The sequence below is a fragment of the Desulfobulbaceae bacterium genome, assembly GCA_013792005.1.
Lineage (GTDB): Bacteria > Desulfobacterota > Desulfobulbia > Desulfobulbales > VMSU01 > VMSU01.
In genome coordinates this window covers 1-19,987 of record VMSU01000166.1, presented here as the reverse complement: position 1 = coordinate 19,987, position 19,987 = coordinate 1, and the positions used below count along the sequence as shown (strand labels likewise).

Genomic DNA, 19,987 nt, shown 5'->3' with positions numbered 1-19,987 from the left:
CTCCTCACTCGTTAATGGTGGGGAGGCTCATCTCTAAGTTTTATCTTACCGAAACTTACTTTATTTCAAGATCGCCTCGGTCAAATTGGCCCCTGTTAGGTCGGCCCCGGCAAGATCTGCTCCCCGAAGATCTGCCCGGTACAGGTTAGCGCCTTTGAGGTTTGCGCGTCGAAGATTGGCGCCACTTAAATTGGCTTCGGTAAGATTTGCCCCTTGGAGATTGGCGCCGACAAGTAATTGGCCGGACAGATTGGCATGAGCCAGGTTGCATCCTGCACAGTCCTGGGCATTACTGCGAATAATATAATTGGCATCCTCTGCCGCATGGGGACTAGCCAGGATTGATTCCGGCTGAGATTGCTGTCTGCCAACATCTCCCGCTGTAGCCTCTGCTGTTGCTGGGGGAGTGGTATCTGCTTGAGCTTTTGGCTCACCTGGCCTGACCACGATCAGATCATACACCGGCATCCCTTTGCGGTTGAAGAGTTCATACTTTTCCCCTTCTCGTTCCACCACCCGATAGCAATTGACATCGCCCGACCCCCACTTATTAAAGCGGAGACAGAGTTCGTCCTCCATTACCTTCCACTTTCCGGTATCTTTTTCTCCTGCCCTGTTGCTGCCCTTAAGGCTGCCATCCTGATTGAATTCCACCGACGCGGTTTGCCCGTAGCCCTCCATCGAAATTGAGCTTCCATCCACAAGTTCCCGAAGTTGGGGGGCGTTGAGTTTCTTCGCTCCGTTTAAAGCAGAAGAATCAAGATCATGACCAACACAGTGGGTTAACAGCAAAGCGAAACCAATAAGGGGTATGATAGATAATTTTTTCATAGAGGTATCATATCGTTAAATGAGCTACAAAGTGTAGCGTAAGATTGGAACAGGGGACACAAACACAAAACACAAGGGATAGTTTCGCTTGATCATAGGCGAAACTCTATTGAGGTGTCAATTGCAATGTAAGGTAACTGCTCAGGTAATCGGTTTACGGTTTTTAGTTAGCGGGTAGTGTTTTTATAACTGGTTGATCACTCACAGATGTCAGCAACGTAGAATGAATCATGATATCTGTGAGTTTGTTAACCGTAAACCGGTAACTGATCATCGTCAACCAGAGTAGTTACGAAAGCAATACAGAAAAATATTCGCTCATTTCTCTCCGGGGATAAAGATCCGAAACGGCAAGGTTATGGTATCCCTGAGCATCTCCCAGGCGGCTGTGCCCACGGCCTCTGGTGCCAGGGCGGTAACTTCCGGGGCCTTGACATTGCCGGTTACTTTCACTGGAAAGGTCAGAATTGATTCTTTTGGTCCGCCGAGGGCCTTACCAATCAAGGGGATGCCGGTGATGATCGAATCGACCATCTTGAAGGGGGCAATAAAGAAGGTGAGGTTCGAGTCAAGGTCTTCGAGGTTGATAGTGCCACGTCCGGTAAGATTAACGCCTTTCCCTTTGATGCTGGTCTTATCGAGGATCAATATATTGTTTTCAATATGAGCATTGATGGTCAGGTCATTGAAGGCCAAGCCTGTCGTATCCATGTCCGGCATATCTTGCCAGGTGAAATAGTCGGTGAAATTAACCGCAGTGAAGATCTCTGATAGGAGATTCATCCGTTTGATCAAGCCTTCCTGGGAGGATGCGGTAATTGTCCCGTGACGCCAGTTTTTGGGGTGGCCGCTTATTTTACCTGACATGGCAAAGGGGCCAAGAATTAAGCTCTGTTTTATCCCCAGGCAGGGCAGGGTGTGTTCAAAATAGAGGGGTGAAGGGCCGGAGGCGAACGATATCTCGTTGTCTGTTTTTGGATCGTCCACGTGCCAAGTGCCTTGAATCGAAAGACCGCAGACCCGACTGCTGTTGAAAGCAAGGTCAATCGCTGCAGGAGTGATGGCAATCATCCCCTTGAAGGGGGTGATACTCAAGAGATGAGCGCTTGGTTCCTCCGGCCCTTTTTCCTTGGCGGGGATGAGGCGAGAATAATTGAATTGGTCGATAGTGAATGAAATATTACCACTAAGGGAGCTGCGAAATGAGGACCTCTGGCTGCCATCGCTCATCTTCTTGATCGAATCAATGGTTTTTTCAAGAGAACTGGAGGACAGGGCAGGGGAGGATACATTCAGATCAAGAATGCGCTCACCTTTCTGTTCCGAGACGTTGCCAGTTATGTGAACCTGTGCATCAGCCAGGGCGAGATCGGCTTGATCAATGCGCAGGTTGTGAGAGTCTCCGGACAAACGAAGGGTGTCGACGGAAAGATCATGAAACACGTTTTCAGGATCGAAGCTGACCCTGTTTAATTGAACTTCACCGTTATAAAGAGCAGACCCCTTCTTGAAAAGACGGGTGAATGAACCCTGCATCACCCCTGTTTTAAGGTTTTGTTGCATAAAGAGATCATTGATGGTGCGAACGTTAAGTTCGCCCTGCCAGGTCAGCAACGAATGATTGTCCTGCTGCGGCCAAGCAAGGTAACTCAGCGATCCGGTGTGTGGTCCATCAGTAAATGTCAATTTTTCGATTATCTGATCTGGTTGACGCTTGATGTCGACTTGCACCTGTGCTGTACTACCTTTGGCCAAAGAGATGATGGCGCCACGGGCATTGAGAGGGCCTGGCGTGGTAAGGTGAAATTTTTCCAACCGGAAGGGGAGGTTGGGGAAGAGCGCGGTAGGTATGAACTGGTTTGCTCGGATCCACTCTCCAAGCTCTTGCCCGATATCCCCATCAACAGTGAAAGCGCCTTGCCAATCCTTGAACCAATGATGATAGTATTGGCCTTCAAGAAAAAGTTCTTGGCGGTATGCTGAAAAAATTCCGGTAAACCTTAGTTGGTCTTGACTGATCTCTCCTTCAATATTTTTGCTGGTCACCTCTGGTATTTGAGGCCCATTAAGTTGTAAATCACTGGCAGAGAGTCTTGTGCTGAAACGCCATTGTTCAGAGCGGTCGATTCGTCCCAAGAACGAAGTGCTGGTAATAGTGGCCTTACCTGCCAGGCTGTCCAGTTTGCCCTGAAAAAAATCGTTCACCGAGAGGATACCGTTACTAGTGACCAAAGTGCCTTTTTCAAAAAGGGTATTAAGTTCAAGATTGGCATCCAAGACATCGAGATCCACCTCAATGCCGTCATACCAATCTATGCTGCCCTGGCTTCTTGTGATCTGTTGCTTGCCAACAGTGCCTCGCAGGTTGCGCCATTCGACCTCTTTGGGCGCGACTGTTAAACTGCCGGCAGTGATAATGAAGGGCGAGAGGAGCCGATTATACATCCCTCTCCCCTCCATCGAAAAAACATCGACATGAGTCTCTATATGGTGAAGGTCGTCCCCCAAACGGAGGTGTCCCTTGGCCAGACCATCAATATCGGTAAACCTGCTTAATTCCTTTTGGAATTTGGGTGAATGAACAATTTGAGTCAAAACATCTTTTAAGTTTTTGAGATCAGCAGACAAGTCCAGGTCAAGGAAAAAGGTATGGTGGTCATCCCTGAGATCAAGAAGGAGGGTACCGTTTTCGCCATGGCTCTTATCGATATCTGCACTGAGATTCTTGCCGGTCAATTGACCATCAATGATACTGATCGGGCCGCTGGCCCGATCTAGGGCTAAATTCACACCAGGGATAAGTACCGGCACGTCCTTGGCCTGAGCCCAGATCTTCATGGTCTGCAGATGATGGAAATCGGAATTTTTACCCTTAAACCAGTAGCGGGCGGTGGTGGCGCTGCCCCCGCCAACAATACTGCAGATTTTTTGAGCGATTGGGTGGGTCGGAAATCTGGCAATAACAGCAGTGCGGACGGCTGCAAGATCGATTTCGGTCCCACTTAAGTCGATTAGCCATTCCGGTGTTGAGCTGGAGTTATGGTCGTTGTTCCGGGAAACTTGTCCTGAAAGGTTCAGGCCGGGATCGGTCAAGGAGAGGGTGTTGATATCGAGAGCAAAGTTGTCATGGTCTCTAGTAAAATTACAATCAATGGCCGCAACTGTCACACTTTGGCTCTTGTCCTGGATGGTAAAGGGTATCTCCTTGCTGGCAAGATGGAGAGAGAATTGATTCAGGTTTGTCCCTTCAAGGTGGGACGCGAAGGTCAACTTGGATACTTTGGGCAGGGATGAGAGTGGTGATTGCTCACTGAGCAGACGGTTACTGTCAAACTCGACAGAGGTAATGTTCAATTGATATCTGTCTTCCGACAAATCAATGCTGCCGTTGAGGTGGATCATTTGGGCAAAGGTCGCGGTGGTAGAGAGGGTTAATTCACCACGGTCAGCACGGAAAGAAAGGCTGCCATTGATGCCGGTCAGGGCTATTGGCTGAAGGGTCACGCTATCGGTCAAGCGCTGACTGGGAAGATGAATCGCACCGTTGTTGATTTTGATTGTGCCAAGAGGCATGGCTTTGTGAGGCAAGGTGCCAGAGGCGCCAAGTTTGATGATCCGTAGATCAGGATCGATTAATTTTGCCCTGAAAAGAGAGACCGAGTTGGAGAGGAAAAATATAGGGCTGATGATCAGATGGACCTTGGGGACGACCAGGACCATGGATTCTGACTCACCCTTAAGTTGAGTAATAGTGATTCCTGGGGCAGGCAACCAGCGCCAATCAACTGAATCAATCGAAACCTTGGCCTGCAAGGAGCGCTCAAGCTCCTGTATTATGCGATCATGAAGATACTGTCGCTTGAGGTAAACCTGTCCCGCAATGGCACCGATGACGAACAAAAGGGTGGCGACAATCAGTAATGCCCGTTTTTTCATTGGACGTTGGAGCCGAACTGGCAGTTGTCGGTTTTAGGGAAATAGAAGGGATAGTGGCTGATATGCCACACTGTGCATGTCCTCACTTGTGCAACACCATCCACTTTGTATATATCGGCCCATTTGCTGCTTAGCCATGGAGGAAATTTCTAGACTAGTATGGAAGGAAAGTACGGTGAAAAAAAGAGTGTTTGCGAGGCGCAAGGGGATTTATTGGCAAAAATGAATGCCAGCTTTACATTCCAGTTGAGACTGGTAGGCCCAGACCACGGTCCCTCTGGCGGGAAGTTTGGGGTCGGAAAAGTAGACAATCTGTCCCAATTCTAATCGCTCTTGGGAGATCAGGCAGATGCCGCTGTCGCTGATATTGCTCACTCTCACTTGAAGGGTAGGGTGTTGTTCCGTGGGGACAATGCCTTCCTGATCACCAACTTGAACTTGAAGCCATACGTCGTGACACTCTATCCGGGGACTTCTTCTGCGATCTTGGTTTGCTGTAGTCATGGTCTGTCGCCTGATAAATGCTCAATAAGTGCAAAGAAAACGTGATTTAAGATTATGCTTTATAACAGAGCTTTTCGCAAGGGTTTAGAATAGGTGGGTGCATAGGCATACTCTCAGGTGCGAGTTCTGACGGAGCTGCGGGGATACAAACCATATCAGCCATCGGCTACCTTTTTGCGAGACTGTTAATTATCAACGGGAAAACCTGACTCCTCTTCCTCAAATATATAACTTAGCCACGCTGTTCTTGAAAAAATCCTCTGTCTGTACTATACCGCTCATGTAATCATTTTACCATTAGCCTATCGAAGAGTAGGCAAGGACTTTTTCATGAACCTTATCATGCAAAGCATTACCGGGCCATTTTCTTATATTGGCCAGGGAATCATGATCGCATTACTCGCCTTCTCACTCTTGGGCGGGATTATGGGAGTAATGAATGTATCAAGGAAGGATTCGGTGGCGTTTCCTGTGCTGCAATGGACTTTTGTTGGCATCAATCTGATCTTTATGGCAGGGTTTGTGCTGATTTGCTGGCTTCATTACCAAATCTATCAGACTCTGCCCTTAGAGTTTCCCGAAGCGATAGTTCCTCTTGTCAATCAACAACTTGAGCTGATTAATGCTCAAGCCCAGTATGCCTTTCCCCTGCTCGATCCTGCTCACCCCCCCCGTTATGTCATCCCTCTTTGGGTTGAAAACGAAAAATACTACTTCTGGTTCACGTGTTATTCTTTTATGGCTTTTTTTGCTTTTCTCCATACAGCAAGCCATCGCCTCAAAGGGGCGCTGGTGGTTCTTCTTACTCTCCAGATCTCTATTCTCTACTGGTTTGCCAATCCTTTCTCCCAACCATTACCGAAATTCTTTAGCGAGATTGGTGCCTGGTACGCAGCTGGAGATGACCCGAGACAGATGTTTGGCGAATTCATGCGTCTTTATCCGCGGATGATCTTTTATTACAATACCCATTATATGTGGCTCCACCCGCCAATGCTCTTTCTCTCGTACAGCGCCATTACCGTCACCTTTATTACTTCGGTGTTCATGCTGGTCAAACGTGATGTCGAGATAGAGACCTTAGGCTATGATAGCGCCAAATTTGGCTATTTCATGCTGACCTTGGGGATGCTCCTCGGTTACCCTTGGGCCTTGCAGGCCTGGGGGCCCAACTGGTGGTGGGACCCCAAGATCTGTTCATCAATCATGATGTGGGCGATCTACAGCACCTATCTGCACACCCGGCTCTATGCCAATAAGAAGTTGATGTGGTACTTCACCTCAATCCTCGGCATAGTCTGTTTTGTGGCGATGATCTTTACCTTCATCTCGTCCTTTTATTTCCCAGGCGAACACACCTTCCAATAAGCAAAAAACCTTATTACCATGACCATAGAGAAAAAAAACTCGTATGATTTTTATTTGATTCTTGCCACGGCGCTGGTGCTGGCGGTTATTTCAGGTATCTGTGTGTACGGGATGTTTTATTTTAAATTCGCTCAGTTACAGCAACTTGATCCAGTCACCAAGGGTGCTTACATGGAATGGATGAATCAACTAGTGAGCCCGTTTATCATTGTTTTGATCGTGCTTCTGGCGATTTGCGTCCCTAAGCGTCTGCTACCCACCGAGTGGCTGAACCGTTTTGCCCTCGCTCTATTGATAGTAGTGCTTGTGACAACATGGTTTCGCGGTGTGGTGATGGCGCTGATGGTCACCCTCGGTATCACTCTTTCCTTGCAGTTGTTGGTGCTGGTGATGGCCTTGGCAGGGAGTGGGCGGCTGAATTTTGAACGTAAAGGTTACTGGCTGCGGGTCGGTTCGTCGTCTTTGCATTTAGGGTTGGTTCTTTTCATTCTTGATCTCTTCTTGTATAAGAATCATGCCCTGCATTTGGCGTTGTTCTGGGTTACCACCGTTGCGACAGTGTTCGGCATGACAGCCTGTTTCTACTCTCCTGCCATTGCTAAGTGGGCAGGCGGGTTCTCTCAAGAGAATTCTTCTGAGAATGAAGATCTTTCTTGAGCAAGAAAATTGAGTGGATACAGCGCTGTTGAATAGTTACACTGTTCGTAAAATCCGATTGTCTCTTACATAAAAGTAATTTATTAATTCTATTTTCCAGGAATCGATGAAGCTCTGTTGAGCTATTTAAGTCGCAATACTGGGTTTTGTTGACTCATCCTCATGGCACGAGATGAGGATGAAGAGTGATACAAGGAGAGGTCAACCATGCCGCTAACCGTAAAGCCACGACGTATTGTCTTGGCAGATGATCACGTCTTGATCCGTCGGGGTTTGAAGAAAGTTATTGATGGCCAGCCGTACCTGCAAGTTGTGGGTGATTTTGGGGATGGACTGGAGTTGCTCCATTTTCTTGAGGAGGATTGCCCTGATATTATTCTGCTGGACATCTCCATGCCCAAAATCAGAGGAATTGATGCCATCCCCCAAATCAAAAAGCTGTGTCCCAAAGTTAAAATCCTGATCTTGACCATGCACAGCAGCAAGGAGTTTTTGGTAAGCGCCATTAAATCCGGGGCTGACAGTTATGCCCTGAAAGAGGATTCCGACACGGAGCTATTGACTGCGCTTCGCAGATGTCTTGACGGAGAACTCTATATTGCCCCATCACTCGCTGCCAGTATTACGCCCCACGACCATATGGCCATGCGGATCAAGGGACACGCTCCCCATGAACTTCTTACAACTCGAGAAAAGCAGGTGGTGACCCTGGTCGCAGAGGGAAACAAAAGTAAAGACATCGCAAAAATGCTCTCCATCAGTATTCGCACGGTTGAGCATCATCGTGCCAATATCATGAAAAAGATCCACATTAAGAGCACGGCTGAACTGATTAAATATGCCATTCAAAAAGGTTTTATCGTACCCCCCCAATAACTGTAGCGCTGAAAAAGGGAGCATGGGAACATGAAGAAGCTCGTTCCCAACGTCAGTCAAATTTCTGAACGCCCAAGTCTCTTGCCATTGATTGTGGGGTGTATTCTAATCGGTGGCAGTAGTTCACGCATGGGATATGCCAAGCATCTGATCTCAAGGGAGGGGCGAACCTGGCTGCAGATGACAGCGTCTACCCTTGCTCAGGTGTGTGATCATGTGGTCGTAGTCGGTCAAGGAGATATGGGGGAGTGCACACTCCCAAGGCTCTCTGATGTCCCTGGCTGCTCAGGCCCCATAGCAGGGTTGTTGTCTGCTATGCGTTCCTTTCCCTGGAGCACGATCATTGCTTGTGCCTGTGACATGCCAGAAATTTCGCTTGATGCCCTCAACTGGCTGCTGCAACAACAGCGATCTGGGAGGAAGGCCGTAATCCCATACATTGATGGCCGTCATGAACCATTATTGGCCCTGTATGATTTTCAATTCTTTGCCGCTGTTGAAACGTTGGCCAGTCAGCAAAAGTGGAGACTCTCTTCCCTTGCCGAAATTGATGGGGTGTATGTTGCTGAACCGCCACCCGCCCTGCGCGATGCCTGGCGAAATGTCAATACCCCGGATCTGCTGAGTCAGCAGGATTTATGATTTAAGTTAACAGGTCGTCACTCATTGTTGATGGCGTCGCAAAAAGCCCGATCTACTGCGTTGCAGCGCACTTTTGCTCATTCGGCACACCATATGTGTGGCCTTATTCGCAAAAGCACACTGCGCCTTGTATATCGGCCCTTTTGCTTAGCCATCCCGTGACTTTTTGCGAGACCATCATTGTTTTCAACACCCTTAAATAGTAATCGGAGTCAGGTATGAAGAATAAATTTGTTGTACTGTTGGTTTTATTGCTGGCGGCATGTTCCAATAACCCCAGTCAGACAGATGCTAAGACGGACACTGTTACTGCATCGGGGGAGTCACAATCCTCAACCTACGTCTCCTTGCCTCCTGCCCAGATCATGGAGTTGATACAAAACAAAAAAGACCTGCTGATCATCGATGTCCGCTCGCCGCAGGAACTTCGAGAAGGGAAAATTGTTGATTCGACGCTGATCCCTTTCTGGGATATCATGAAGGGGAATTACTCAATCCCCAAGGATCGTCCCATACTCATGATCTGTGCGGTTGGTGGCCGGAGTTACGCAGCCATGCAGATCCTGTCTCAAAAGGGTTACAAGGAAATCTATAATCTCCAGGGTGGAATAGATGCTTGGAAGAAGGCCAATCTTCCCGTGGTTTATTAACAAAATTCCGATGGAGGCTTTACACGCATCATGAAGAAAACCCAAGAAATAGCCGGGCGTATCGGCATACTCGTGTTGCTGGGGATCGTGGGGATGATTTTTTCCGGTTGCGGCAATGATGTGGCAAAGCCTCTCAAGATGGGAGATCCAGCCCCGATTTTTAGTGTCCCCGATCTTCACGGGGAGATGGTAACCCTTGACACATATCAGAACAAGCCAGTTGTTATTCGTTTCTTTCTTCCCGACTGCAAGTATTGTCGGGCAGATACAGCGGTTTTTAATGAGTATTACCAGAAATATCGAGACAAGGGTCTGGGGGTGATTTATGTTAATACAGCTCCACGTCCTGATGATGTAGAAAAATTCGTGAGTGATTTAGGAATCACCTTTTCCGTTGTCCTTGATCCTGAGCGAAAGATTGCTGATCAATACCGGATTCAAATTGTCCCCCAAACGGTTGTCTTAAATCCTGAGCACAAGATTATCGGCGCCATCCTCGGCGGGGTAAGCAAAGAACAATTAGATTCTCTGTTGCTGTCATTTTTTGAGTAGCTTAATCAAGACAGTTTAACAATTGGTGGTTAAGCCTAGCTCATCCACCAGTACTCACTATTGGAGACCTATCCATGAAGACCTCCCTGCCCCGGATTATGTTGACCTTGTTGTTGTCTGTTTGTGCCATAGACCTAGCCTTTGCCATTGACATTAAGGGCTTGGATAAAGGTACTCGGTGTTCTGTGTGCGGAATGTTTGTCGCAAAATATCCCGAATGGGTCTGTCAGATCATCATGAGTGATGGCTCCAGTAAGTATTTTGATGGGGTCAAGGATATGATGGCCTTTTCGTTTTCCCCCCAGAAATATGGCGCTGACGCCGGGACAACACCTAACGAGTATCTCGTTAAAGACTACTACACACTGACTTCAGTCGATGGCAAAAAGGCGTTCTTTGTGGTGGGCAGTGACACAACTGGCCCGATGGGCTCAGAATTTATTCCCTTCGCCACCAAAGAGGCGGCTGAGGCCTTCAGCAAGGATCATCAGGGGAAAAAGATACTTCCTTTCACCGAGATTACAGCTGACCTGGTAGAGTCCATGCGTTCTGGCCAGACGATGAAATAATCGTAACCGTTTACCGGGCCCCCATCTGCTTTGTCAACGGCCTGCTCATGTGCAACTAGCACACTTCGCAGACCGTTTTATTGCCCGACGAAGCGGGTCAATATAAATCGCGCATCTGGGGGCCCGGTAAACGGTTACAGCCCTGTGAAATCCGCACGTTCAACGCTTCTGGTGAACGATTACAAATAATCAATGCGTCCAATTGCTGTTTTCCTCTTATTTCTTGCTGCCCTGTTGATGACCGATGTCATCTTGCTCGGTCACTGGCAATCCCGGACCGCACAGCACAAAACTGATGCCACGACTCGCCAAGTTGTCGTTTCGGCCCTAGGCCTGACCGACTTAAGTCTTGCCACTGAAGCGAGATACACCCGCCATCCTGCTGTAACCGACATGGTAGTGCCGTTTATGGATCATCCTGGCGCTATTGAACATTTCCCTTCCGGTTCCTTCTGGGCCGAGCCAATTTCAAAACGGTAAATCGTGTTTTCCAAGCAACTTAATATTATTGATTACTCCCTATCTGCCATCTGGAGAAGACGCTATAAATCTCTGGGGGTTATGGTCGTTTTTGCGGCTGTTATCTTTCTTCTGGCCTCTTTTCAGATGACCACCAAGGCGCTTACCGTTGCTGCCGGTGAGAGCCTTTCCTATGCCCCGGAAATCTTAATCCAGAAGATGAAAGCGGGACGTCAGGAATCAATCCCGGTCAATTATATGGAGAAACTAACCGGGATATTCGGGATACGATCGATCACTCCCCGAGTGTGGGGCTACTACTTTCACGAAATCAGCGGCGCCAATTTTACGATTCTGGGACTCGATCCATCAGCCATGCCTCTTGGTGATCAGTTGAGCCGAGCTATTGACTCAGGAAATTCACCAGGAACTCATGAGACCGTTGTCGGAGAGGGAGCAAGATCAGCATTGGCTGGCTCAGGAAGTTCATTATTCTCTTTATTTCGGCCCGATCTTACCTTGAAATCTTTCACCATCGTCGGCACATTCAAACCAGAGACCGATCTCTTGACCTATGACTCCTTGTTCATGCCTCTGGGTGATGCGCGAGATCTCTTTGCGCTGTCAGACGATATGGTCACTGACTTATGCGTAACTGTTGCCAACCCTAAAGAAGTATCAACCATTGCTAAAAAAATAGCCTCACTGCTCCCTGATACCCGTGTGGTTACCAGAGAGCAGGTTCAAAAAACCTATCAGGCGGTTTTTGGCTGGAGAAGCGGTTTTGCCTCTATCTGTCTGCTGACAGCCCTGACTTCTTTTATTATCTTTGCCTGGGACAAGGCGTCCGGCCTTACTCCGGAGGAGAAAAAAGAGATCAGTGTGCTGAAGATTGTCGGCTGGCAGACCTCAGATATCCTGACCCTGCGATTCTGGGAGGCGGTGATTGTCTCTCTGGTGGCATTTTTGGTGGGATATACCCTGGCCTATGTTCATGTCGCTTTCTTCGATGCCACCCTCTTTAGGCCTATCATGTTGGGATGGTCGGTTCTCCACCCCGCCTTGCGTTTGATCCCGTCTGTCGATTTAAGCGAGTTTATCCTCGTCCTCTGCTTGACCGTCGTGCCTTACCTGGCAGCGACAGTCATTCCGGCTTGGCGTTCGGCGATCATCCGTGCCGATTCTGCCTTGAATTAACCGTGGAACCCATGACAGAAGCGCTTATCGAACTGCAAAATGTTACTAAGGTATACAATCACGGTCAGCCCAACGAGGTTCGAGCGTTACGCAGCATCAATCTTACTATCGCTGCCAAGAGCATGACCTGCTTGAAGGGGGCAAGCGGTTCCGGCAAGAGCACATTGCTCTCGATTATCGGCTGCGTCTTTCCTCCCACTAGCGGTCGAGCTGCCATTGCTGGTCAGCAGCTCTCCAGGATGCCAGATCGATATCTTACCATTCATCGTCGCAACACCATCGGGTTCATCTTCCAACATTTCAATATTTTACCAGCGCTTACGGTACTAGAAAATATTACCTTACCGCTGATGCCTCTGGGGGTTGCCCCTGTGGAACGAAATAAGAGGGCTGGGAGATTGATGGAGATGCTGTCGATTGGCCATCGTGCTCAGTTTCCGGCGCTGCAGATTTCTGGAGGAGAGTTGCAGCGGGTGGCCATTGCCAGGGCTTTGATCAACGATCCTCCGATTATCTTGGCTGATGAGCCGACGGCACATCTGGATCACGCCTTGAGCCTGGCGTTCATGGAAATCATGAAGGATCTTCAACGTAACGGAAAAACCATTATCTTGACCTCTCACGATCAATTGATCACCAATCATCCCGCGGTGGAACGGATTGTTGCCATCGACGAGGGTATGATTCATGTTCCTTAACCCCTGGAGTGTCGCCTTATGTCTGCTTAGCCTGGCAGCGTTGTTTCTGGTTGGCATTGCCGGCAGAACAGCCCTTAGCGTTCTCCGCTACTGGGATCCTGCCAGTGACGGTCCTCGTCAGATACGTCTTGAAAACGAAACCTGGCTCTCGTCCACCCTGGTTCAGTATGCCTTAGGCTTTCAGATTCTTTCTTTAGTTCTGTTCACCTCAGCCGCCGACAACTTCAGTCAGGTCATCAGTGGCGCGATGTGCGCCACTGGTGCTTTGACAGCCAACCCCTTTGGACTGCCGGCGCTGTATCTCAAGCTGGTAGGGGCTTTCTTTTATGGATTTTGGATTGTCCTCCATTATCTCGATATCAGCTCAGAGCGCTACCCGTTACTTAAGACAAAATATATCTTCCTGGTCTGTCTGTTGCCCTTACTGATTGTCGATGCGATTACTCAGACTCTCTATATTGCCAACCTCAAGCCCGACATTATCACCTCATGCTGTGCGGTGGTTTTTGGTGAAGGAGGCGGCAGTGACGGCAATTTGCTGGGGATTGTGCCGCAAGACAAGGTACTCATCGCTTTTTATTGCCTTGCCGCTCTTCTTGCCACCTGCGGGCATTTTTTATTCAGAAAACTCATGATGCCGCTGCTGCTGGTCAACGGCGTTCTCTGGCTCTGTTTTATCGGACTCTCATTTGTGGCGATTACGACAGTTTTTTCATCCTATGTCTACGCCATGCCATATCATCACTGCCCATTTTGCATCTTGAAACCAGAGTACGGGTATATCGGTTTTTTGATGTATGGCACTATGCTGCCTGCCGGTTTTTTTGGAATTGCTTCCGCTCTTGTCTGTTTAATCCCGGGTCGGCTTGGACTGGATAACGTCATTGGCCGATTTCAAAAAAGTGCAGTGCTGCTGTCCTCAATCATGTTAATGCTCTTTGTAACGATCGTTTCTTATCATTATGTGATATACCGTTTTCTGGGAGGGGAGAGATGAGAAGCACCGTTTACATACAGGAAAGTGAACTATTCGGTAAAAATATCTTGTTTGTCTTGATCTCCTTTGCTAATAGACGGTTTCATTGTGAGATAATGTCTTATGGGAGATGGTATTTTGTCTGAATATCACAGTATCGAATCGTTAAAGGGGACGTTTCTGCTTGCTACCCCACAAATGCCAGATCCCAGGTTTAAGGAGCAGATCATCTACCTCTGCTCCCACGATGAAAATGGCGCTATGGGTTTTGTGTTCAATAAACCCAGTCCTCACTCCTTGGACGATATTTTAAAAAGCGCTAATATTGAAGCAGTTGAAGGGGAGTGGCCGCCTGTATACATCGGTGGGCCGGTTGATGGAGAGTGTGCTTTTTTTCTCTACTCAGCAGATTATATGAGTGAACACAGCTTAGATGTTGGGGAAGGGATTATGCTATCGCGTAACCCAGAGATTCTTCACGATATAGCTCGAGGAACAGGCCCTCTTCATTATATTTTTTTACTAGGCTACGCTGGATGGGGCCCAGGTCAGCTTGAAATGGAATTAGGCGTCAACGGTTGGTTGAGTCTGCCGGCTGAACAATCCATCCTTTTTGAAACCCCAGACCGCGATAAGTGGCACAAGGCTGCCCAGCGTTTTGGAATTGATATTGTTCTATTTAATGATCAGATTGGCTCGGCGTAACCTGTCAGGATGAAATGCTTTACTGCTAACAGGCAACACAGCCCCTTGCTGATCAGAGTAGAAATGGTAAACGTTCAGCAGCGCTGTGAATGTTTACAGTTCCGGGGTTACCTGTAGTTTCGGTGCTCCTGGTGAACGGTTACTAGAAATGCCCTGAGGACAAAAAAATGCCTGAAGACAAGAAAATTTTTCATTGCCGAGAATGTGGTTATTGTTGTCACGGCGAGACCACAGTATCGCTCGATTCCGGGGATCTCACCCGGATGGCGGCCTATTTGAAGCTAACGATTGCTGAACTCAAAGAGAGATACCTGCGAGAGAACGATAATGTCGTCCAGATGCGAATCGTGGATGGTCATTGCATCTTTTATAATGGCGGCTGCACCGTTCACCCTGGTAAACCCTGGCGCTGTACCGAGTGGCCACTGCACCCGGCAATTCTACTCGATCGAAATAATTTTGAAACTATTCGCGCCTCGTGTCCGGGAATTAGCAAGGATATAAGTTATGAGGAGTTTTGTTCACAACTTACGGATCTTAAGTCTTGATGGCTATTGGGAAGATCATAAATTCCCTCCCTACAGAATTGAGAAGGCCGGTGGTAGCTGATCAAAGACAGCGGATGCCATGAATATCGATTGTATTTTTTTGGGACCGACTGGAGAGCAGTATCTAAATCAAGGTATTGCTGATTTCCAAAAACGTCTTTCCAGGTACTGTCCTGTACGGATCAAGATCATCAAGGAACGCAAAGGAAAGATAGCGGATGCGGTGAGAATTGAAACAGAGGGACGTGATCTCTTGGAGCAGGTCGAGCAGAAGTCATTGGTAGTAGCGCTTGATCGAACCGGCAGGCGGGTGGATTCGGAGATGTTTGCCGAGTTGTTCAGGCAATGGCAGGATCAAAATCGGCGCACCGTCAGTTTTATCATCGGAGGTTCGCTTGGACTGTCATCAGAAGTTCTGTCGGCGTCAGATGTTGTGCTTTCCCTCTCTGCCATGACGTTTACCCACGAAATGGCGCGGCTTATTCTGTTGGAGCAAGTCTATCGGTCGTTCACTATTCTGGCCGGAACAAAATACCACAAATGATTAATTGCCAGGGTGAGAACAAACTCCGCCTCACACTTGAACAACCTCTTTTACCCCGGGAACTTCGGTCTTAAGAAATTTTTCGATCCCGTTCTTTATTGTTGTCTGAGACATCGGGCACCCCTTGCAGGCTCCGGTTAACTGCACCTTGACTACCCCTTCCTTGCTCACATCCACCAACACTACATCGCCACCATCCTGTTGCAGGGTAGGGCGCATCTTGTCAAGTGCGGACTGTACTTGGTCTCGCATAAATTCTTCTCCTTATTAACGCTCAATAACTATACAGCTTTACTGGCGGAAAGATTGGCAATATTTATTGGCCATGAGACTGCTTTCAGCCATTTTCTGTTTCCCTTCACCCTAGGAGCCTGTCGGATTTAGACATAAATCTACTGCAAATTCGTGAAACCGGCCCATATCCCCATGAATTTTCGTTAAATAGCCCTGTTCATGAACTGGTCCACGTGTCGCAAATGGGTACGGTTTCAGTTGATCGCTGGTGGCATAATGTGACCAAGTAGAACTAATCATCTAATTGATCTGAACACTTACGACAGTAGTACTCAATATTTCCCTCATTCTTATACTTGGGGGAGGCAGGCTTGTCGATAGAAATTTCTAGCCCAGAACCACAGTTCCCCCCCCTGAGCATCTCAATTTATTGTCCTTCTATACGAGAAGCAAGGGTGAATTTTTCCGGGGTTAAGTCGTCAGTCTTTTTGGACAGTCCGATTTCCTGAGTTATCTGAGTGGCAAGTTCTTCGATGGATTTCCCAGAGGTATTGATAACTGGAATACTATATTTTTGAAAAATCTGCTGCGCCTGTTGCAGCTCCTGTACGCAAGTCGAACGTTTGGCATAGTTGCTGTTTGGATAACGTTTTTCACGAATTGTACTCAAGATTTCCGGGCCAATGGTGAGCCCCACTGCTTTTTTTCGATTCCTGCGGAGACCATCCGGCAGAGAGTAATTGTCAAGATTTTGGGTGGTCAAAGGATAATTAGCCGCTTTTAATCCCATGTGGGTCGCTAGATAAACGCTTACCGGCGTCTTTCCTGACCTCGACACCCCCACCAGGATAACATCGGCTTCATGGTACTCATTAAACTTGGTGCCGTCATCATGACCAAGACAGTAATGAATTGCCTCAACCCTTTTGGACATGCTCCCGTCGTCGGCATGCCGGGAATAACCGGGAAGTCCTAATGCTTTGGCTTCAAGACACAGTTCAAGCCGTTCCAGAAACACGTCACAAACATCAAACAGTTCAACTTCCGGATGATTGAAAATAGCCCGAAGCTTGGGGCTGACCAAGGTGCTGAAGATAATTGGCCTCCGCCCGACGGATTGCCTGATGATATAGTCAATCGTCTTTTGCGCATCAGCGACAGTCTTGATAAAGGGAAATTTCTCCTCATGAAAGCTTATTTCCGGAAATTGGCAGATCAGAGATTGACCAAGGTTGTTTGCCAGGATGCCGGTACTGTCGGAGACGTAATAGATGTCTTTTGATTTCCACATAAAATACCTCGGGAAAATGTTCTTGATAATTGGTGGGCGCAGCGGACTTCTGAGGTAACCGTTCACCGGGCACCCCATCTGCCTTGTCATCAGCCTGCTCATGTGCAACGAGCACACTTCGCAGACCGCTTTCGCGCATCTGGGGCACCCGGCAAACGGTTACAGCTCGGTGAAATCCGCACGTTCGACGCTTCTGGTGAACGATTACCTTCTGAATACGCCGAACGTTAGGCAGGAAAATAACGGCGGCTTGCTATCGAAAATTATCTGCGGTGCTGAGTTCCAAGATTGAGGCCGAGATCAAAGGCCCGGTTGTTGATCGCGAGGAACTTCTCGGGTACCCGAACGGCTATCGCTGCCAAAACGGATTCCGGACGTACGATATTGAGAATACCGACCAGCGCCCCAAGGACGCAAATGTTGAATACCACCGGATTGCCAACTTGCGTCATGACTGTTTCATGCATCGGCAGTTCGATCTGCTTGGCGTCAACGTTTCGAGTCGTGTGCACAAGCCGGCTATCGGCAAGCAAGGTTCCCCCTGGACGGATTATGGGTGAACAGGTGGTGTATGCTTCTTGGGTCAAACAGACCAGGATATTTGGTTGTGTGACTTCTGGGAAATTGATTTCATCATCAGAGATGATAATATCACTGCGAGTTGCCCCTCCGCGTGCCGCAGCGCCATAACTCTGGGATTGAGTGGCGTTTTTGCCCTCATGGATTACCGCAGCCTCTGCCAGGATAATGGCTGCGGTAATCACTCCCTGCCCCCCAGAGCCGGAAAGTACGATTCTTAACCTGCTCATCAAGTAGCCTCCTTCATCGCTTGCTCGATTAACTTATCATATTCTTCACAGTACTCCGGGCGCTCTTTTTCGACAAATATACCGCGGGGAATGAGGTCGGGGTTTTTCTCCAGCGCCTTGGACTCGAGCTTGGCTGTAGTATTCTTCTGAAGCTCTAACATGCTGACGGCATCACCTTCCTTGTTTTTTCTGCCGTAATGGGTCGGACATTGAGACAAAATTTCTACCACCGAAAAACCTTTATGGAGGATGGCCTTCTTGAGCAGTTCCGTCGTTTCCTTGACATGATAAGCAGTTGAACGGGCCACAAATGATGCCCCTGCCGCTTTCGCAAGTTCTACCACATCGAAACATTTGTCAATTGTCCGGTATGGGGCAGTGGTCGCTTTGATTCCAGGCCCGGAAAGAGGAGAAAATTGTCCGCCGGTCATCCCATAAATTCGGTTATTCATAACAATGGCGGTAATGTCAATGTTTCTGCGAGCCGCGTGAATAAAGTGGTTACCGCCAATCGCCAGGGCGTCGCCATCGCCCATGGGGACAATAACCTTCAGCCTCGGCTGACTCAATTTAACCCCTGTGGCAAAGGCCAGAGCCCGACCGTGTAGGGTGTGGAGGGAATGAAAATCAACATAGCCGGAGATTCTCGCCGAACAGCCGATCCCTGAAACCATGACAATCTCATTTTTATCCAGTTGCAGTTGAATAACAGCACGAATCAGCGCATTGAGAATAGTTCCGTGACCACAGCCGGGGCACCACATGTGGGGAAAGAACCTTTTGCGTAAATAATCTTTTACCTCCATCTTATACACCCCTCCCTTGGATAACCCGAAGAAGTTTTTTAATATCTGAAGGCGTGATCAGATTTCCGTCGATACGATTGGCAAGAAAAACCCGGTCGGGATTTAAGACCACTGCCTTAACCTGAGCCATTATCTGCCCCATATTCATCTCCACCACGAGAACTGCTTTGGCATTGACACATTTCTCCCGAACCAGATCTCCTGGAAATGGCCACAGCGATTGGAGTTCAAGCACGCCAATTTTTTCTCCTTTGTTTCTTCTGTTCTTAGCCATATGGATTGCCGATCTGGCAGAAGAAACATAAGAGATCAAAATATAGTCCGCATTTTCCATGTAATGTTCTTTATGTCGGGTAATGGAATGAACATTATTCTCTATTTTATCAACAAGATGCCGCAACAAACCATTGACAATTTTGGGATTATTTGAAGGGAACCCCCACATGTCATGAAAAAGACCCGTAACATTATACCGATGTTCTCCTCCAAAATCAGACATTGGCAACCGACCGTCCTCTCGTGGCAGATACGGGTGATAGTCAATGTCTTTAGCGACAGAAGTCCTTAACCGATCAACAATCTCTATCTCCCCTGCCTCTGGAAGGATAAGTTTCTCCCGCATATGACCGATAACCTCGTCAAAAAGGAGAATAACCGGAGTGCGGTAGGTTTCAGCCAGGTTGAAGGCATCCACGGTCATCCTGAACACATCCTGATGATTTGAGGCGGTCAGGGCGATAATTGAGTGGTCTCCATGGGTTCCCCAGCGAGCCTGATTAATGTCTCCCTGGCTGACATGAGTAGGATTACCCGTTGATGGTCCTCCTCTTTGAACATTAGCAATTACACAAGGGATTTCTGTCATGCACGCATAACCGATTGCCTCTTGTTTTAAAGAAAAACCCGGGCCACTGGTGGCAGTCATGACTTTCTTCCCAGTAAGTGAAGCTCCGATTATGGCACACATCGCGGCAATTTCATCCTCCATTTGAATGAACTTACCACCTATTTGCGGAAGTCGCCCAGAGAGGAGTTCGGCAATTTCGGTTGAAGGAGTAATCGGATAACCAGAGAAGAAATTAAGGCCGGCATAAAGAGCCCCTTCGACACAGGCTTCGTTCCCCTGGAAAAATCG

At 48.2% G+C, this 19,987-nt stretch carries 22 protein-coding genes; 14 read left to right on the top strand and 8 right to left on the bottom strand.

The window, feature by feature from the left end; genetic code table 11:
• Positions 1 to 60 precede the first annotated feature (60 nt).
• The 3 genes from FP815_10505 to FP815_10495 form a co-directional block, all read right to left on the bottom strand.
• On the bottom strand, positions 61 to 468 hold the full coding sequence (locus tag FP815_10505) for a pentapeptide repeat-containing protein (GenBank protein ID MBA3015366.1): 408 nt from the start codon (positions 466 to 468) through the stop codon (positions 61 to 63).
• A gap of 681 nt (positions 469 to 1,149) precedes the next feature.
• The gene (locus tag FP815_10500; GenBank protein ID MBA3015365.1) at positions 1,150 to 4,767 is read right to left on the bottom strand and encodes a hypothetical protein; all 3,618 of its coding nucleotides are present in this window, start codon (positions 4,765 to 4,767) and stop codon (positions 1,150 to 1,152) included.
• A gap of 210 nt (positions 4,768 to 4,977) precedes the next feature.
• On the bottom strand, positions 4,978 to 5,271 hold the full coding sequence (locus FP815_10495) for a PilZ domain-containing protein (GenBank protein ID MBA3015364.1): 294 nt from the start codon (positions 5,269 to 5,271) through the stop codon (positions 4,978 to 4,980).
• Between the two features lie 330 nt (positions 5,272 to 5,601).
• On the opposite strand from FP815_10495, the gene FP815_10490 reads away from it, so the two are divergent.
• From FP815_10490 to FP815_10425, 14 genes are all read left to right on the top strand, one after another.
• Positions 5,602 to 6,639: a cytochrome C biogenesis protein gene (locus tag FP815_10490; GenBank protein ID MBA3015363.1), complete on the top strand. Its 1,038-nt coding sequence runs from the start codon at positions 5,602 to 5,604 to the stop codon at positions 6,637 to 6,639.
• 18 nt (positions 6,640 to 6,657) lie between these two features.
• Positions 6,658 to 7,296 carry a hypothetical protein gene (locus FP815_10485; protein ID MBA3015362.1) on the top strand — a complete coding sequence of 213 codons (639 nt, stop codon included), beginning with the start codon at positions 6,658 to 6,660 and terminating at the stop codon, positions 7,294 to 7,296.
• A gap of 207 nt (positions 7,297 to 7,503) precedes the next feature.
• Positions 7,504 to 8,172: a response regulator transcription factor gene (locus FP815_10480; GenBank protein MBA3015361.1), complete on the top strand. Its 669-nt coding sequence runs from the start codon at positions 7,504 to 7,506 to the stop codon at positions 8,170 to 8,172.
• Positions 8,173 to 8,202: 30 nt separating this feature from the next.
• Positions 8,203 to 8,814 carry a molybdenum cofactor guanylyltransferase gene (locus tag FP815_10475; protein MBA3015360.1) on the top strand — a complete coding sequence of 204 codons (612 nt, stop codon included), beginning with the start codon at positions 8,203 to 8,205 and terminating at the stop codon, positions 8,812 to 8,814.
• Positions 8,815 to 9,032: 218 nt separating this feature from the next.
• The gene (locus FP815_10470; GenBank protein MBA3015359.1) at positions 9,033 to 9,464 is read left to right on the top strand and encodes a rhodanese-like domain-containing protein; all 432 of its coding nucleotides are present in this window, start codon (positions 9,033 to 9,035) and stop codon (positions 9,462 to 9,464) included.
• A 30-nt stretch (positions 9,465 to 9,494) separates the two neighbouring features.
• On the top strand, positions 9,495 to 10,016 hold the full coding sequence (locus FP815_10465; GenBank protein ID MBA3015358.1) for a TlpA family protein disulfide reductase: 522 nt from the start codon (positions 9,495 to 9,497) through the stop codon (positions 10,014 to 10,016).
• A gap of 74 nt (positions 10,017 to 10,090) precedes the next feature.
• Positions 10,091 to 10,585: a hypothetical protein gene (locus FP815_10460; protein ID MBA3015357.1), complete on the top strand. Its 495-nt coding sequence runs from the start codon at positions 10,091 to 10,093 to the stop codon at positions 10,583 to 10,585.
• Positions 10,586 to 10,777: 192 nt separating this feature from the next.
• Entirely contained in the window at positions 10,778 to 11,065 is a 288-nt protein-coding gene (locus FP815_10455) for a hypothetical protein (protein ID MBA3015356.1), read from the top strand.
• Positions 11,066 to 11,146: 81 nt separating this feature from the next.
• A complete protein-coding gene (locus tag FP815_10450) occupies positions 11,147 to 12,241 on the top strand; it encodes an FtsX-like permease family protein (GenBank protein MBA3015355.1) in 1,095 nt (364 codons plus the stop codon).
• Positions 12,242 to 12,252: 11 nt separating this feature from the next.
• Positions 12,253 to 12,939, top strand: a complete 687-nt coding sequence (locus tag FP815_10445) for an ABC transporter ATP-binding protein (protein MBA3015354.1) — start codon at positions 12,253 to 12,255, stop codon at positions 12,937 to 12,939.
• On the top strand, positions 12,929 to 13,936 hold the full coding sequence (locus FP815_10440; GenBank protein MBA3015353.1) for a hypothetical protein: 1,008 nt from the start codon (positions 12,929 to 12,931) through the stop codon (positions 13,934 to 13,936). The genes FP815_10445 and FP815_10440 overlap by 11 nt, the downstream gene beginning before the upstream one ends.
• A 135-nt stretch (positions 13,937 to 14,071) precedes the next feature.
• Positions 14,072 to 14,620 (top strand): YqgE/AlgH family protein, encoded by a 549-nt coding sequence (locus tag FP815_10435; protein MBA3015352.1) that lies wholly within the window; start codon positions 14,072 to 14,074, stop codon positions 14,618 to 14,620.
• Between the two features lie 167 nt (positions 14,621 to 14,787).
• Positions 14,788 to 15,168 (top strand): YkgJ family cysteine cluster protein, encoded by a 381-nt coding sequence (locus FP815_10430; protein ID MBA3015351.1) that lies wholly within the window; start codon positions 14,788 to 14,790, stop codon positions 15,166 to 15,168.
• 79 nt (positions 15,169 to 15,247) lie between these two features.
• Positions 15,248 to 15,712, top strand: a complete 465-nt coding sequence (locus tag FP815_10425; protein ID MBA3015350.1) for a 23S rRNA (pseudouridine(1915)-N(3))-methyltransferase RlmH — start codon at positions 15,248 to 15,250, stop codon at positions 15,710 to 15,712.
• A gap of 30 nt (positions 15,713 to 15,742) precedes the next feature.
• Here FP815_10425 and FP815_10420 read toward each other — a convergent pair whose 3' ends face one another.
• The 5 genes from FP815_10420 to FP815_10400 all read right to left on the bottom strand — a co-directional run.
• Positions 15,743 to 15,964, bottom strand: a complete 222-nt coding sequence (locus FP815_10420) for a NifU family protein (protein MBA3015349.1) — start codon at positions 15,962 to 15,964, stop codon at positions 15,743 to 15,745.
• Positions 15,965 to 16,373: 409 nt separating this feature from the next.
• On the bottom strand, positions 16,374 to 17,237 hold the full coding sequence (locus tag FP815_10415; protein MBA3015348.1) for a kinase/pyrophosphorylase: 864 nt from the start codon (positions 17,235 to 17,237) through the stop codon (positions 16,374 to 16,376).
• Between the two features lie 263 nt (positions 17,238 to 17,500).
• On the bottom strand, positions 17,501 to 18,046 hold the full coding sequence (locus FP815_10410; GenBank protein MBA3015347.1) for a 2-oxoacid:ferredoxin oxidoreductase subunit gamma: 546 nt from the start codon (positions 18,044 to 18,046) through the stop codon (positions 17,501 to 17,503).
• Complete coding sequence (locus tag FP815_10405; protein ID MBA3015346.1) at positions 18,046 to 18,852, bottom strand: 2-oxoacid:ferredoxin oxidoreductase subunit beta; 807 nt, start codon at positions 18,850 to 18,852, stop codon at positions 18,046 to 18,048. Before FP815_10405 ends, FP815_10410 begins: the two co-directional genes overlap by 1 nt.
• Before the next feature lies 1 nt (position 18,853).
• Positions 18,854 to 19,987 (bottom strand): 2-oxoacid:acceptor oxidoreductase subunit alpha (locus FP815_10400; GenBank protein ID MBA3015345.1); only part of this gene is annotated, 1,134 nt, incomplete at its 5' end.